We start from the raw sequence: 15,059 nt of genomic DNA, 5'->3' as shown, positions 1-15,059 counted from the left end.
TGGACTAGCCCCCAAAAGTTGGACAGGTAAAAGTTACGATTCGATTCGAAGAGCTCGGTACTGAACCGGGCTCTTGCCGTTTAAATTGAGTTTGATTCTGTCGTGGTTGTAATAATGGATATAGTCGATAATATCCTTTTTGAGTTGGTCGATGGAAAGGTATTTGTTAAGGTAAAACAACTCAGCTTTAATAGTGCCAAAGAAGTTCTCGATAATGGCATTGTCAAGACAGTTGCCTTTTCGGGACATACTTTGGATGATACCTCTGGCTTGCAAAAGCTTCTGATACCGCTTCATTTGATACTGCCATCCCTGATCCGAATGAAGGATAAGACCCTTGGTTTGAGCCCGTTTTACTTTCCTGAATGCCTTTTTGAGCATGTCCGTCACCTGAGCAAAGTTGGGTGATTCCGACAGGCTGTAGCTGATAATCTCTCCGTTGAAAAGGTCCAGGATCGGCGACAGATACAACTTCCTGTCTCGAACTCTGAACTCAGTCACATCGGTTGCCCATTTTTGATTAGGCTTCTCAGAGAGAAAGTTCCGGCCCAGGACATTGTCTGCAGCCTGGCCTGTTTCCCCCTTTGTAGGAGCGATACTTCCTCACGCGGATCAGTGAGCGCAGCCCCAGGCTTTTCAGAAGCCTGAAGACGGTCTTGTGGTTGATGATGGTTCCGGTTTTCCGGAGTGCAAGTGTCAGCCGCCGATAGCCCAAACGACCCTTATGCCGGTGATAGAGCTGTTTTAGCTCTTTTTTCACCAAGGCGTACTTGTCTGATGCCGAGGCGGCTTTGAGGTGATAGTAGAAGTTGCTACGGGGAAGCTTAACCAGCTTTAACAACACCTCCAACGGGTATTTCTGCCTTAATCCCTGGATGGCCTGCGCTTTTTCTGAGGCGCTGCTTCCCGTTCCCGGATTAAGGCATCCAGCTTTTTTAGCAACTCGTTCTCCGCCCGCAGATACAGGTTTTCCTTTTCGAGTTCTTCCAGACGCGTCAGAGGTCTGGATTCCTTTTTAGGCTGCTTCATGGATCGGGGCCGGCCCCGGCCCTGTTTTAGACTTTCCACTCCGGATTGCTCGTATCGTCGTAACCAACCCAATAAAGTACTTTCACTACGGATGGCATACTTCAGGCAACATCCTCTCAAAGATAGATCTCCCTTTATATACGCCTGAATTATCTCCTGTTTAATTTCCACCGCATAATCCCTTCCGTACTGCTCCAACAGGCCCTCAGCGCCCAAACATTCATACTGCTTTACCCATTTTTCCAGCAGAGAATGAGCAATACCATGTTCCCGCGCCAACCGTTTCAATGAACCCTCCGAATGATACTTCTTTACAAGCCTTGTCTTGAAGGCTACACTGTGTTTGCGGTTCCTTCTCTTTTCATTCATAAAAAAGCCCCCAAAAAGTGTCTAACTTTTTGGGGGCACTCCAACCGGGAGCCGTTTTTATCTCTTACAGATTATGCCATCCGCCGGCATTGTGCACATCCGGCACACCCAGGCGGGTCAGTACCGACTTGGCCCGGGCGCTGCGCATACCGGATGCACAGCATACAATAACGGCTTTTTTGTAATTGCGGACTGTCTCTGCTTTTTCTTCCAGCCGGTCCAATGGTATGTTAATTGCCCCGGGATAGTGCCCGCTACCGAACTCGCCGGGCGTGCGGACATCAATGACAACAGCGCCGGCCTCCAACAGTTTTCTCGTTTCTTCCCAGGGGTTTCCGAAAAGCGTTTTCAAAAAATTCTTCATGATACAGGATGTGTGATGATATGATTCACAAAAGAGCTACGATCCTCATCGCCATTCCGTGATACTTATCACACAGTCCTTATTTTACTGATCCGAGGTCCGCCAGGTAGTTGCGAAATTCGTCGGTATCGTAGTTCGCCATACCTTCAATCCGCTGATCGATGTGGCCGTCGGGTGCAAGCACAAACGTCGTCGGAATAGCTGACGTTTCAAATGCCGCAGGCAGCGGGCCAACCGGCACGTAAACGGGAAATGTAAACCCTTTTTCCTTCGCAAACGCAAAGGCGTCCTCCGCCGAATCGTCCAGCGACAGCATGACAAACGCGATGCGGCTACGATCTGCCGACTGATACAGGTTTTCAATCGCCGGCATCTCCGCCCGGCACGGCGGGCACCAGGTAGCCCACTGATTCAGAAAGACCGTTTTCCCGCGGAGGTCCGACAGTTTTATCGTCTTTCCGTCAGCGTTGCGTAACAACAGATCGCCGGCAGGCGCAACTTTTTCCGCCAGCGGTTCCGCCGGAGCATTGTGAACACCCGTTTTCAGGAGAAGCGCCTGCGCTCCTCCCACGATGGATTTACCCGCATCTGTCCGGAACAGGAAAAGCATTAGTGCCAGAAACAGCACCCAGGAAAGCCAGTTTGGAATTGAGAATCGTTTCATCCGGAAAGTTCAGAAAGAAAAAAGCCATTCGGCCGAAAAAATCGCTGCTTTGAGTAACCACACTCCGTAGCTTTTTGGTTTCCTGATTCAGCGATTAATATTTTCCAATTCCCTCTTGACTTATTACAAAAAGTATTCTAACTTTCTGATAATCAAACAAAGGGAACCATATGACAGTCATCCAACGCATTGAGCATTGGGGTGATACGCATCATCCCACCTGGTTAGATACCATTCGGGTTGCCCTGGGTGTGTTTTTGTTTGTGAGAGGGCTTGGTTTCATTACAGACGACAGCGGTATTGCCGGGCTCGTCGGAGAGTTGAACCTCGCCTGGTCCATGCTGGCGATCCATTATGTAGCGTTCGCGCACCTTGTCGGCGGGTTTCTGATCGCCATCGGTTGCATTACGCGCATCGCTGCGGCTTTTCAGATTCCCATTTTGTTTGTAGCGGTTTTCTTTGTCAACCTGACGCGCGGGTTCTCCTACCTGAACTCGGAATTGTGGCTGTCAGTGCTGACGCTTTTATTACTGATTCTCTTTTACGTCGTCGGATCAGGTAAGTTCTCCGTCGACCAGTGGATGAAGCACAAAAACGATTGAGTACGATCCTTCAACCTTCTGTGCGTAGAAAAAAGAAAGGCCATCCCAGGATGACCTTTCTTTCTTTTTACAGGAACGCTGCCTACAGCTTCGCTTCAAACGGAATAATGAGCTTGAAACTCAGGTTCCGGCCCATGTTGTAAACACCCGTCCGGCCGGTCGCCCGGTTCACATCCAGGTATTTCAGGCGGCTTTGGTGCGACTGGTATGCGACGTCAAACACGTTGTTGGCTGAAAAATAGAAGGACGCCAGACGCTTTTTGTTTTTCGCGACGATGTCTGTCCCAAGCCCGACGTTTACGAGTTGGTACCCCGGAGTAGCCGTTTCTGTACCATACTGCGCCAGGAAGCGGTTTTGCTTCTGTGTTACTTCGAGATCAATCGTGAGATACAGGTTTCGCAGGAAGTCCCGGTAGCGGTCTTTCGTCAGCTTCAACTGGCTGATCCAGCGTGGCGCCGGCATGAACGGAAGGTACTTCCCGGATTCTTCTTTCGACGAAAGATTATCTCCGAAAACCGCCGAATAGCTTTGGGTAATGCTGAACCAGCGCGCCGTTTGCGGGTTAAACGTGACAGTACCTTCCAGACCCCTCAACCGGGCATTTCCCTGGGTGTACCGGTAAATCGGGACGTTTCCGTTGTACAACGTATCCTGTCCGTTAGGCTTCTGCACGCGCTCGGAAAAGGTATAGTGCTGGATGGAGTTTTGAAAGAGACTCACGTCGAGGTACCAGCTCTTGCTTTCGTACGTCAGCCCCAGGTCTCCCTGATAGGCCACTTCCGGTACGGCGTTCGGATTGCCGATTTCATAGCGGAATGTTCCGGCGTGAATGCCATTGGACGATAGCTCCGGTACTGTAGGGGCCCGAAAACCGCGCGACCCGTTGACCCGCACGGCCAGTTTTTCCGTCAGGTTATAGACCCCGCCGATACTCGCCGATACGTTGCTGTAGTTTTTCTGAAAACCTGCAAAACGCTCGCTTCCGGGCCCTTGAGGAGTTACCTGAAAGCCGCCTTCGGAATCGATGTACAGTTTACCGATGTCCAGGTTCCGGATATCATACCGGATCCCTCCCGAGAGTTTCAGCTTGTCATAGCTCTTTTTGGCAAAAAGAAAGACACCGTTGTCGAAGAGGTTGTAGTTCGGATACAGCACCTGAAACCCCTGGTTATCAAGCCTTTGAAACATACCATTGGTACCGGCGTTGATTTCCCAGTTGTTTTTCGAGGCGAAATTGTACCGCACGTCGTAATACGTCGTATACAGGTACAGGTCCAGCTGCGCCTGCCACGGACGGGTGACGTCCCCGTATTCGCTCCGGCGGTTCCGGGCCACACCCACTATAGCCGTCGCCGACGCCCCATTGGAAAAATTAACCAGGTTATTCCAGGATATTTTCTCATTGGTCAGTCGCTGGGAGTTATAGGGAATAAACGACCGGCTTTCGAGTTCTTCATTCGTAACCGTACGATCGGCGACATGGCCATCCGGCTGCAGATGCGCCGTCGTAAAGCGTCCGAGCGAGTCCCGTGTACCGATAATAATATTGTATTTCTGATACGAGCGCAGGAAGTGAATACGGGAGTACCCCCACTTTTTATTCAGTCCGAAATAACCGTTGAAGTTGACCGGCTCCTGGTAGTTGGAGGCGTAGACGCGCCCGTCGTTTTTATTGCGGTAGTTTTTAGTGGACTTTGTTGATACCTGCGCCAGCCACACAAAGCCGTTTTTATTGCCGGCCACCTGAGCTGAAATGCCATACAGATTATTGTTTGTCTGGTAATTGGTCAGGACCCGGCCAATCAGCTTGCCTTCTTCAACCGGGCGTGGCGACAGGATAGACATGACCCCTCCGAGGCCGTCTGACCCATACATCAGCGAGCCGGCACCGCGGATGATCTCATAGCGGTCGATCGAATACTCGTCTACCTGAATACTATGCTCCTCACCCCACTGGTTATCTTCCTGGCGAACGCCGTCATGCATGGTAATCACGCGGTTGAAGCCCAGCCCGCGGATAATCGGCTTGCTGAGCCCCGCTCCGGTGGATACCTGCGACATACCCGGCAGCTTTGCCACCGCGTCCACAAGGTTGGAAGAAGATTGCTGCAGCAACCGCAGCTGGGTCACCGCCGAAATGGGTATCGGGCTTTCCTTGATGACTGTTTTGGTAGAAGAACCGGAGACAATCACTTCTTCAAGCGACTGAGCCGCATTTTCCATTGTGAAGTCGTGTACCGTTTCACCCTTCACGCGTACTTTTTCGACGACAGTGCGATGCGAAACATAGCTGACCTGGATGATAAACAGACCTTCCGGCAGCTTGCCGATGCGGTAACGCCCCTCCACGTCGGTCGTAGCCCCGACCCGTAACTCGGGTATGTATACGGTAGCCCCCACTACCTGTTCGTTATCCTCTTTGTGGATGACGGTTCCGGACAGGACATTCTGCGCCTGCAGCGCATGGGTAAACAAAATCAGACAGATAAAGAACAGGTTTTTCATTCGGAAGAAGAATAGAGTATACAGGTAAGCCGGACTCGCGCAAACGCAAGTCAACAGCCTGACTGTCAGTTTGTTAATCACAAAAAAAAAGAATACAGAAACAGAGTTCCGGCTATCAAAACAGCCGGATCGAATCGTCCGGAAAGACTCATTGCCTTCCGGAAAAATCAATGCATGTCTAACTCAGGAAAATGCCGGAGGTCCCCGGAGAAAAGAGAAGAATAACGACCGGACCAGCAACAGACTTTCGTAGCTGACAGGTCGTTCGGGAATGGTAAAAAGCTCCACAAGACCGAACTCCGGCATCTCGAAGGAAGGCATGTCCAGCACCGGATTCGACACCGCATCCAGCAGGAGTAGCTCCAGAGACGTGTGCGAATTCGGGAGAATCGGACCCTTACCGTTGGAGCGGAACGGGTGGGCATGTGAGATAATACGCCCGTCAGCCAACCGGTGCCCGTGACGGAACACCACCCCATTAACGAGCATCGCCAGAAACAGCGTGAGGTAAAACCTCGCCGATGCCTGACGGTATCTGCTACGCCACGAAGGGACAGCTGGTTGATTCACGGAGATGGAACAGGGCGTTTGGAAACAAAAATAGCAACCTTTTCCGTGAAACAGCGTTTCTGCCGAAAACTATTCTCCTCACCTGTGGTGATATGACGACTGCCCGGAAGTTCGGGTGATTCCGGCAAAGTGGCGGCCTACTTCTGACAGATACGGAAGGTACAGCTTCTCATCCGGCTCACAGATCACCCGCGCCAGCCTGTTTTCATTTCCCGACCGGAAAGCGAGGTAAGTCAGAATGCGACTGTTGCCCCGGTCGCGTACAGCACCGGATATTGTCAGCATATTTCCGGAAACTTCGGGCTTCAGTTTTTGCGAGATGGTTCCCAGTCGTGCGGCGTCTATCGCCGTAAAAGCCTGCACATCCTGCAGCAGCGTCCCCCTGCCGGATGACGGAAAGAATACAGTATATAAAAAAACACGGCCGGGAGGCAGCGACCGGGGCTTCCACTCTACTCCATCGGCCCGAATAGCAGACGTCCATCCCGGCATGTCAGCGGGAGACTGCGCACGGGCCGGAGTCAATAGTACAAAGCCCAAAAAAAAGTAACGTATGAGGATGGAAGGCATAATGTCATCCGGCAAACAGAACCTTCATTTACCGGCATAAGACAAATATACTCACAATTAGACCGCGGCGAATACCGACAAAAAAGACTTATATTTTAACAAAGAACTTTTCATTGCCTGACAAAATCTATTCTGCTCATAACAGGGGTGAAACCAGCCGCGCGATTTTCTCCACCAGCTTCCGCCATACGGACCGATTCTGCCAGCGTTCGGGCTCAAGCCGGATCGCATGCGTCAGGTCTTCAAAAAAGGTATCCCGCAGCTGTCGTGAAAAAGCCGCGTCATATACAAAGGCGTTGACTTCGAAATTAAGCTCAAAACTACGCTGATCCATGTTGGCCGAGCCTACCGCAGAGAGGCTTGCGTCTGTTACGATTGTCTTGGCGTGGATGAAGCCTTTCTGATAGCGGTAAATTTCTACGCCGACGGACAGCAGATCGTCGAAATAGGAACTGGAAGCGATGTTGACAAACCGCGAGTCGGAAATACCGGGAACCAGCAGGCATACCCGCACGCCGCTGAGCGCTGCGACGATGAGCGCGTCCTGGAGGCTGTCGCCCGGAATGAAATAGGGTGTAGTGATGAGAATTTCCTTTTTAGCCAGGTGAATGGCCTGAAGCAGGGAAAACAAGATACCCGGCATTCCGGAATCCGGCCCTGACGCGGCGATCTGGACGATGGCATTCGAGCCGCCGGACTTATTACCGGACGCCGGAAAATACCGCCGGTCCGGCAGAATGGCCTCATCGGCACAGAAGTTCCAGTCGCACAAAAAGATATACTGCAAATAGTAGACGCCGGGCCCGTCGATGCGAAGGTGCGTATCCCGCCAGAAAAGCCCTCCTTCCGGTCCGTTTCGATACTTGTCAGAAACGTTGATCCCACCTGTAAAAGCCGTGCTACCATCTATGACAATAATTTTCCGGTGGTTCCGGTAATTAAGCCGGTTGGCAAGCGCAATGAAGATGACGCGGTAAAAAGGAAACGCATCAACGCCGGCGCGGATCAGCTCGGGTACCAGCTTTTTCCGGATGGAGCGGCTGCCAAAGTCGTCGTAAATAAACCGGACTTTGACCCCTTCCTGTGCCTTCTGAATCAGAATATCCTTGATTTCATTGCCGATGTCGTCGTCCTCGTAGATATAGTATTCAATGTGAATGTGATCTTTCGCCTCCCGGAGTGCCTGGAGAATTTCCGGGAAGGTACGCTCCCCGTTCAGGAGGAGTCTGACGTCGTTTTGGGCCGTCAGCGGGCTCAGGTTATCGTTCAACAACAGGTAGGCCAGTTCGCGGTTGGCGCCGACTTCGTCGTCCGCGGCTTCGAGCGTCTGCTCGGTAGTCCGGTAAATTTCGCGCTTCAGCCGTTGCAGGAGCGCGTCGTCGTCAATCAGCTTTTTACTGTACAGGCCACGCTTGCGGTAGTTGATCCCGAAAGACAGGTAGAAAATAATTCCGGCGACAGGCACAAAAATCGTCAGCAGCAAATAAGCCAGGGTCTTGGTACTGGTACGTGTATCGTAGATGATGCGCAGCCCGACAGCTCCCACGAGGAGGCTGTAGAGTACTTCGCCGATGAGTAGCCAGTCTATTTTTTGCAGAAGGGTCATGGGGAGGACGGGTGCCCGGCGATGCGGTTGATGAGGCGGATAACGGCCGTTTGGTTCCAGCCGGAAAACCGCCCCCGTTGCATCACCAGTTCATTCGAGTAACCGGGACTCAAATAAAAGTGAAAGGTAAACGGCGCATCCGGATTTTCCCAGCCCCGTATCTGTCCGAAACGCAGTACGTTGAATTCCAGGCCTTCCTTTTGTTTCTCAACCGTAAAATAGCCCCGCGCAAACCGTCTCAGGTTCCGCACCTCCTCCGTATCTTCTATTCCTTTCAGTAGTTCTGCGTGCCGGGGCCGGTAGCCGAACGACATTCCCCCCTTGTCAAAAACCGACCGGTAGCCAATCCGGTACCCGTCGCCGGCATCGGCAACCGCATACCATAGAAAGCCGTTGAACGGCGTCGGGGTCAGAAAATAGTCGGGCAGCGAGCCGTCCGAGCGACGCAACGCCTCCTCTGCCGCGCTATTCGCCACCTGCTTTCCGGCGACGACAATACCAAAATAGACCAGTGTGACGGACAGGCCGGTCATCCAGGCCGCTTTCCGCCCATCAGCCGTTTTTCGTTTCCAGATCAAAACAATCGTTGCAACCAGCGGCCCGACGGTAAACAGCGGATCGGCCACATACAGCAGATTCAGGGAGAACCGGGCATGCGAAAACGGCTCCAGCAGGCCTGTCCCATAGGAATTGCAGAGGTCGAGAAAATCGTGGAGCGCTATTTGTCCCGCAAAAAACAGGCACAACGGCCAGAACGACACCCCATAGAGCCTTCGCAGGTACCAGGCCATGGCAGGCGCGACAACCATCAGAAACAGTAGCGAGTGCGTCAGTCCGCGGTGGGCCACCAAACCGGCAGACGTACTCAGCCAGACGGAACTCACCGTGTCTATATCCGGAAGATTCTGGGCAATGGCGCCCCAGATGAGCGCCTGTTTGCCCATTCGCCGGGAAAATGCCGCTTCACCGAGGCAAGCCCCGACGGTCAGGTGGGTAAGCGTATCCATACCGTAAAAAAGACCTTTCCCGGAAGATAACAAAAAATCCTGCCTGCCCGGGCGGGCAGACAGGATCGAGACAGGCAAATGGATGTCAGAATTTTCCGGTACCAGTCGTAAAACCACCTTTCTGGCTGTCTACTTCGATGGACCAGGAAGACGGATTCCCCTTCACAATCCAGCGAACTTTTACGTAGCCCATGCCTGGGATGTTCGCAACCTCGAGCGTCTGCGGGGTACGCTTCTGCTCCTGGAAGCTCTCGAAAGTACCCGCGCCGAAACCGCCGCCGCCGTCGGGATTGATCATCTGAAGTCCGCTGACTACCTGCGCGTCCTTCAGGGTAACCTTGTCTGCCGGATTGATTTTGTTCCGTACGTCAAAGGCTGAGTGCGTCGGGATGATCCGCTTGTTTGAAATGACCGCAGTAATCTCCGTCAGGCCGTTGCCCAGTTCCTTTTTAGTCACCTGCCCGATTTCGATTTTGGGCAGCTGGTTGGCGTGAAAGAGGGTAAACGCCGCATTCCGGTGGCCGTCGGTTTCGAGGATAAATCCGGGGTGGTTCCGGATGTAGTTTTTCTTGAAACCGCCAATTTCGATGTCACCGTATTGCGGGTGTTTGAAGGGTTTCCAATCGACAAACGCGTCGCCGTGCAGCAAAAGCCGGTCAAAATCATAAGGCTCTGTACTCGGGGCGTTCCGAAGCTCATTGGCTTCGCCTTTTTTGTTGAAGTACAGGTATGATGTCCAGAGTTCGTTCGAAAACATGAAAATACCTCTGCCAAGCGCAAACCAGTCAATTTCTCCTCCGTAAACGGTATACAGAATTTTGTGGATGGCGCCATACTGGTAGGTCGGAATCATCTTCTCCCCCGTTTTACCGATAAAATCGTAGACGGCCACGTCGGCTGGCTCGTAGTAAGCATCGTCTTCCGCCGCGCCGGGTCCCCGCAGAAACATACCGCTGAAGTTATGGTAGCTCTGGGCGCCGCCGATATTCGGGTGTTTCATGATCCATTCCATGATCACCCGCGGTTCAGGCAGGCTGAATGGATACTTGTAGGCGCCTCCCTGAATGTAATCCGGCTGCCAGTTCCAGGCCCAGTCGCGGTTGGGATCATAACTACCGGGGCGGTCTTCGTTGATGAGCCCGTCTCCGTCGTTGTCCAGCCCCTCATAGCCAAGCAGTTCATATTCACCTGGCTCATCGGGTTTCGCCGGAATGAGCATACGCGGGTCGTCGGGGTTGACTTTCAATCGCCCCTGCGGCGATTTCCGGCGCATAAACGTGATTTCACCATCGCCGTTGAGGTCGTCAAAATTATCCTCGTCCACCAGCCCGTCGCCGTCATCATCAATAGGCGTCATACCCGACCGCGGTGTATTGGCGGTATTGGCATTGTAGATGAAGTCTTCGCGGGCGTCCGGGTTGATGGTTGGCGCGAAATAAAACGTCCGGTCGTTTACCAGCTCCCGGATAAACGCATTGGAAGCATAGTTTTCGGTCAGGTACCAAGCGGCGTACAGGGTCATTTCAGAACCTTGAAGCTCGTTGGAGTGGATATTGGCATCCGTCCAGAAAGCAGGTTTCTGCCGGTCGGATTTCGCCGACTTGAGGTTGGTAATCGTCAGCACATAGATATCCCGGCCCTGCTGCGACTTACCGATGGATTCCAGTTTCGCCAGATCGGGGTATGCTTTCACCATGCGCTGCATGATATCGAGGAGCCCTTTGTAGTCGTAGTATCGGTTCCAGGCTACCTGTACTTTGGGATTCGGCGGTGTGCCGATCGCCCGGATTCCAACCGGGTCTTTCTGCTGGGCGGCTACCTGCAGTCCGCAGGCCAGCAACAATAGCGTATATATTTTTTTCATGAAGGAAGTCATCATTTAAGGTTAACCGAAACCGAAGCGGCGCCGGCCGGACCGGAAGCTGCCGAAATCTGCACCGCACCGCTACCGGAAATCAGCCAGGTATACTCCTCCGTACCGTTTCCCGGAATGGCCTGCCGAATGAGCTGCTGTGCTTTTCCGGACAGGATTTGCTGGTTTTTCGCCAGAGCAACGCTGACTTTCAGGCGGTCTTCGTACTTCACCCGGTTGCCAAGATCGGAATGCGTCGGCAGCAGCCCTTTGTTATGCAGGGTAACCGTAACCCGGTTGAGACCCGGAGAAACCGTTTCCGTCTTCACGTTGATCAGCTCCACCGACGGCATGCGTTTACCGAGCGCGAACAGAAAACCAACATGTTTTTCGGCAACCGGCGCCAGGAAGCTTACCGGCGGGTTCCAGCGGGCAAAAGGCACAAAGCCACCGACTTCCACTTTCTTTCCGGGAAAATCGGGATGGGAAGCGATCTCTTTCCAGTCTACAAATGCCTGTACATTATTGGTCTTTGCCCAGCGGAGGAAGTTCGCGTCTTCACTGATCATCTCCGGCTTGAGAGCCCGGGCGGCTTTTGTCGTGTCTCTTGGTACCCACCAGCCCGGCGTCGAGAAGCTGAACTTACCGAAGTGGTAGTAGGCCCAGGTCGGGAAGTCGCCCTTCACCGGAGCGAGTACCGGCCCTTCCTTCAGACCGGCGGCATTATACAGGCGGGCTACCTGCTCGTTGACCTGTACGTCTTTCTGCAGCCAGCCTTTGACAATGCGCGTATTGGCTTTACCGGCATCGAATTTGACAGCGTCAGTCAGGTTATTCGACAGCCCGAACGTGATCAGGGCGTATACATTTTTGTTTTCGTACAGCCAGTCGATCAGCCCGCGGTTTTCGGGTTCGGATACCGGGTAATCGCCGGCACCGGGTTTGAACGGTTCATAGTCAAACGTAAAATTCCGGCCCAGCTGGATACCGCCTTCTCCGTCTTCGTTGAACTGGCCATCCTTGTCGTTGTCAGTACCTTCGGTCAGGACAACATAACCGCCTTCTTCGTTTTTCAGGGGATCGGCCTTTACCATCAGGCGGGCATCGGCCTTCGATTTGGTGAACGTCCCGGAAGGATCTTCGACGCGGAGCAGGGTAATCAGGCCGTCGCCGTTGAGGTCGTCCGGACCGTCTTCGTTGAGGAGGCCGTCGCGGTCGTCATCCGTTTGCCGCGCGTTGCCGTTTCGTTCATACTTCAGTTTGGCGAAAAACTGGGCGGCTGCATCGGGGTTGACGCTGGGGGCGAAATAGAAGGTTTTTTCGGCCAGGAGCTTGCCGACGCTGTCGGTACCCGCTTTTTCCAGCAGCTTTTCGGCCGTTTGCAGGGCCAGCTCTGTCCCGGCGAGGTGGGTCCCTTCGACGTTGGCGACGATGAGCAGCGCGGGTTTTTTAGCGGGATTTCCTTGTCCGACACTCAAAAGCCACACATCTTTGCCCGTCGTCGTTTTCCCGACGGACTGCAGCGTGGTCAGATTTTTGTACCGGGTGTTGAGCTGTTGCAGGCGTTGGGTCAGGGCTGCGTGGTCGGCATACCCTGCCGGCGTTTGCGCCCAGGCCGCACTACCGGCCAGCAGACAGATCCCCAGTGTGCTGATGAAGCTTTTTCTCATAAGGGGGTAAAGGGTTTGTTGAATGGTTTTGGTCAGGGAAAACAACGGCAACAGAACCCTTATCCTCCGGGCGCCGGTACCTTGTACACCCCGACAAACAAAAATAGACGTTTGCCGGACCGATTCCTGTCAAAGAATCGGCGTTTTCGACTAACATCGAAATTATTGCGATATTTTTAGTTCATGAACAGAATACCTTTTCTTTTCTTCTTCCTTCTCTTATCGGTTGGCGTACAGGCACAGCGGATCCGCTGGGCATCGAAATTGATTCAATTTTCTTCGGAGTATGTATTGCCCGACAAATCGCCTTCCTTGCGGGCCGTTCAGGTACTCGGCAAACCTACCCTAGGCCTCTATACGGACTCTACCGCCTGCGCCTGGACGCCCCGGCATCCGGATTCCGGCGAGGAATTTGTGAAAGTAGGCTTTGACACACTGATGACGATACGTCAGATTACCGTTGTCGAAAACCTCGGCGCAGGCTGCCTCGCCCAGATCTTCGCCTATGATGAAAAGGGAAATGAAAAACTTATCCGGTCTATAGCCGAACGACTTTCCCAGGACGGTAAAATCTGGAACATCAAACTCGAAAAAGGCGTCCGGACCAATACCCTGAAAATCCTGCTCAATACCGGTCGCCGGCCGGGATACAGCCAGATCGACGCGATCGGAATTTCCGCGGACACCGTCTCCTATAAACCGACGGTCAACCTCGCCCGCTCGTTCACCAAAAAGAAAATTGTCCTCGAAAACCTCGGCTCCGCGATCAACTCACGGGCGCAGGAGCTGAATCCGGTGATTTCTGCAGACGGTAAAACGCTTTTCTTCACCCGGGGCAACCACCCTGACAACATCGGCGAAGCCGTCCAGGAAGAAATCGGCGGCGCCAAGATGAAGCGGCAGGATATCTGGGTTTCACAGCTCGTCAACGGCGTCTGGCAAAAGGCACAGAATATCGGCAGGCCGCTCAACAACGAGGAGAATAATGCGATCTGCTCGGTTTCGGCAAACCTGAAAACAGCGCTTCTGCTCAATGAGTACCTGCCAAACGGCGCGATGAATATCGGCGTCTCGATTTCTCATTTCGGGAAAACGGGCTGGTCCTTCCCCCGCCCGGTGCGGATCAATCAGCTCAATCCGCACCTCAACGAAAACAACCACTCCCAACTGACGGAATACTCCCTGTCTCAGGATTCGCGGGTATTGCTGATGTCGATCAACCGGTCGGGTACCCTGGGCGATCGGGACCTGTTCGTCTCCTTTCTCCAAGGAAACGGGGAATGGTCGACGCCCCGGAACCTCGGTCCCGACGTGAATACAGCCGAAGAAGAGGGCTCTCCCTTTCTGGCGCCGGATGGCAAAACCGTCTATTTCTCCTCCAAAGGGTGGCCCGGGTATGGGAACCACGATATTTTCGTCACCCGTCGCCTTGACGATACCTGGCAAAACTGGTCAGAACCCCAGAACCTGGGCCCGGAAATCAATACCGGCGGGTGGGACGGTTACTTCACCATCCAGGCCTCCGGCGAGTATGCCTATATCTGTTCTGACCAGAATTCCATCGGGCAGGAAGATATCTTCCGGATCAAAATCTACGATGAAATCAAGCCGGAGCCGGTCGTGATCGTATCGGGTATTGTGCTCAACGCCGTTACGAAAAAGCCGCTGGAGGCCGAAGTCGTCTGCCAGGTACTCGAAGGCGAAAAGGATAGCATCCAGACGGAATACAATCCCGAGACCGGGGAATACAAGCTGATACTTCCGGTCAAAAAGCTCTACGGACTTCATTCATCCAAAAAGGGATTCATTTCAGCGAGTGAAGAAGTAGACCTGCGCCACGAGCGCCGTTTCCGCGAAATCAAACGGAATATCCTCCTGATACCGATTGAAGAAGGCAACAAAATCGTCCTCAATACGGTGTACTTTCCCCAAAGCCGTGCGGAGCTGGATTCCGCGTCTCTTTCGGAGCTCGACCGCCTTGCCACAGCCATGAAGGAAAACCCCGGTATGGAAATCAACCTGGAAGGGCATACGGATAACCTGGGCGATTTCAACGCGAACATCGTTTTGTCACAGCAACGGGTAGACGCCGTCAAGCGGTACCTCGCCGGCAAGGGCATTGCAGCCGGACGAGTGACGTCGAAAGGCTACGGCTCCAGCCGGCCCATCGCCAGCAACCTGACAGAAGAAAACCGGAAAAAGAACCGGCGCGTCGAGTTCACCATTACCAAAATCTGAAAAACAGGATAA

General features: G+C 53.2%; 14 protein-coding genes. 2 read left to right on the top strand and 12 right to left on the bottom strand.

The annotated features are described in order from the left end of the window. Positions 1–33: 33 nt before the first annotated feature. The 5 genes from BLR09_RS24610 to BLR09_RS24590 all read right to left on the bottom strand — a co-directional run bounded on the left by BLR09_RS24610 (position 34) and on the right by BLR09_RS24590 (position 2,426). Positions 34–597: an IS3 family transposase gene (locus BLR09_RS24610; RefSeq protein ID WP_093205388.1), complete on the bottom strand. Its 564-nt coding sequence runs from the start codon at positions 595–597 to the stop codon at positions 34–36. Next, the gene (locus BLR09_RS25960; RefSeq protein ID WP_394331413.1) at positions 530–760 is read right to left on the bottom strand and encodes an IS3 family transposase; all 231 of its coding nucleotides are present in this window, start codon (positions 758–760) and stop codon (positions 530–532) included. The genes BLR09_RS24610 and BLR09_RS25960 overlap by 68 nt, the downstream gene beginning before the upstream one ends. A gap of 104 nt (positions 761–864) precedes the next feature. Continuing rightward, positions 865–1,398 carry a helix-turn-helix domain-containing protein gene (locus BLR09_RS24600; RefSeq protein WP_093205382.1) on the bottom strand — a complete coding sequence of 178 codons (534 nt, stop codon included), beginning with the start codon at positions 1,396–1,398 and terminating at the stop codon, positions 865–867. A gap of 64 nt (positions 1,399–1,462) precedes the next feature. Continuing rightward, complete coding sequence (locus BLR09_RS24595; protein ID WP_093209023.1) at positions 1,463–1,762, bottom strand: rhodanese-like domain-containing protein; 300 nt, start codon at positions 1,760–1,762, stop codon at positions 1,463–1,465. 79 nt (positions 1,763–1,841) lie between these two features. Beyond that, positions 1,842–2,426 carry a TlpA family protein disulfide reductase gene (locus BLR09_RS24590; protein ID WP_093209020.1) on the bottom strand — a complete coding sequence of 195 codons (585 nt, stop codon included), beginning with the start codon at positions 2,424–2,426 and terminating at the stop codon, positions 1,842–1,844. A gap of 170 nt (positions 2,427–2,596) precedes the next feature. Between BLR09_RS24590 and BLR09_RS24585 the strand changes: the two genes are divergently transcribed. Further along, a complete protein-coding gene (locus BLR09_RS24585; protein WP_093209019.1) occupies positions 2,597–3,028 on the top strand; it encodes a DoxX family protein in 432 nt (143 codons plus the stop codon). Between the two features lie 82 nt (positions 3,029–3,110). Here BLR09_RS24585 and BLR09_RS24580 read toward each other — a convergent pair whose 3' ends face one another. From BLR09_RS24580 to BLR09_RS24550, 7 genes are all read right to left on the bottom strand, one after another. Then, a complete protein-coding gene (locus tag BLR09_RS24580; protein WP_143011215.1) occupies positions 3,111–5,534 on the bottom strand; it encodes a TonB-dependent receptor in 2,424 nt (807 codons plus the stop codon). A 183-nt stretch (positions 5,535–5,717) separates the two neighbouring features. Next, positions 5,718–6,104, bottom strand: coding sequence for a hypothetical protein (locus BLR09_RS24575; RefSeq protein WP_143011214.1), 387 nt, complete (start codon positions 6,102–6,104; stop codon positions 5,718–5,720). A 78-nt stretch (positions 6,105–6,182) separates the two neighbouring features. Then, positions 6,183–6,674 carry a hypothetical protein gene (locus tag BLR09_RS24570; RefSeq protein WP_143011213.1) on the bottom strand — a complete coding sequence of 164 codons (492 nt, stop codon included), beginning with the start codon at positions 6,672–6,674 and terminating at the stop codon, positions 6,183–6,185. Between the two features lie 136 nt (positions 6,675–6,810). Next, complete coding sequence (gene cls / locus BLR09_RS24565) at positions 6,811–8,280, bottom strand: cardiolipin synthase (protein ID WP_093209008.1); 1,470 nt, start codon at positions 8,278–8,280, stop codon at positions 6,811–6,813. Further along, the gene (locus BLR09_RS24560; protein ID WP_093209006.1) at positions 8,277–9,287 is read right to left on the bottom strand and encodes a metal-dependent hydrolase; all 1,011 of its coding nucleotides are present in this window, start codon (positions 9,285–9,287) and stop codon (positions 8,277–8,279) included. The genes cls and BLR09_RS24560 overlap by 4 nt, the downstream gene beginning before the upstream one ends. A gap of 85 nt (positions 9,288–9,372) precedes the next feature. Then, the gene (locus tag BLR09_RS24555) at positions 9,373–11,151 is read right to left on the bottom strand and encodes a M14 family metallopeptidase (protein WP_093209068.1); all 1,779 of its coding nucleotides are present in this window, start codon (positions 11,149–11,151) and stop codon (positions 9,373–9,375) included. 11 nt (positions 11,152–11,162) lie between these two features. Then, positions 11,163–12,809, bottom strand: coding sequence for a M14 family metallopeptidase (locus BLR09_RS24550; protein ID WP_093209003.1), 1,647 nt, complete (start codon positions 12,807–12,809; stop codon positions 11,163–11,165). A gap of 183 nt (positions 12,810–12,992) precedes the next feature. Between BLR09_RS24550 and BLR09_RS24545 the strand changes: the two genes are divergently transcribed. Continuing rightward, on the top strand, positions 12,993–15,047 hold the full coding sequence (locus tag BLR09_RS24545) for an OmpA family protein (RefSeq protein WP_093209000.1): 2,055 nt from the start codon (positions 12,993–12,995) through the stop codon (positions 15,045–15,047). Positions 15,048–15,059: the final 12 nt, after the last annotated feature.

This window comes from Siphonobacter aquaeclarae (assembly GCF_900103285.1).
GTDB lineage: Bacteria > Bacteroidota > Bacteroidia > Cytophagales > Spirosomataceae > Siphonobacter > Siphonobacter aquaeclarae.
The sequence above is the reverse complement of the archived record's forward strand: the minus strand, read 5'-3'. Positions and strand labels throughout refer to the sequence as shown.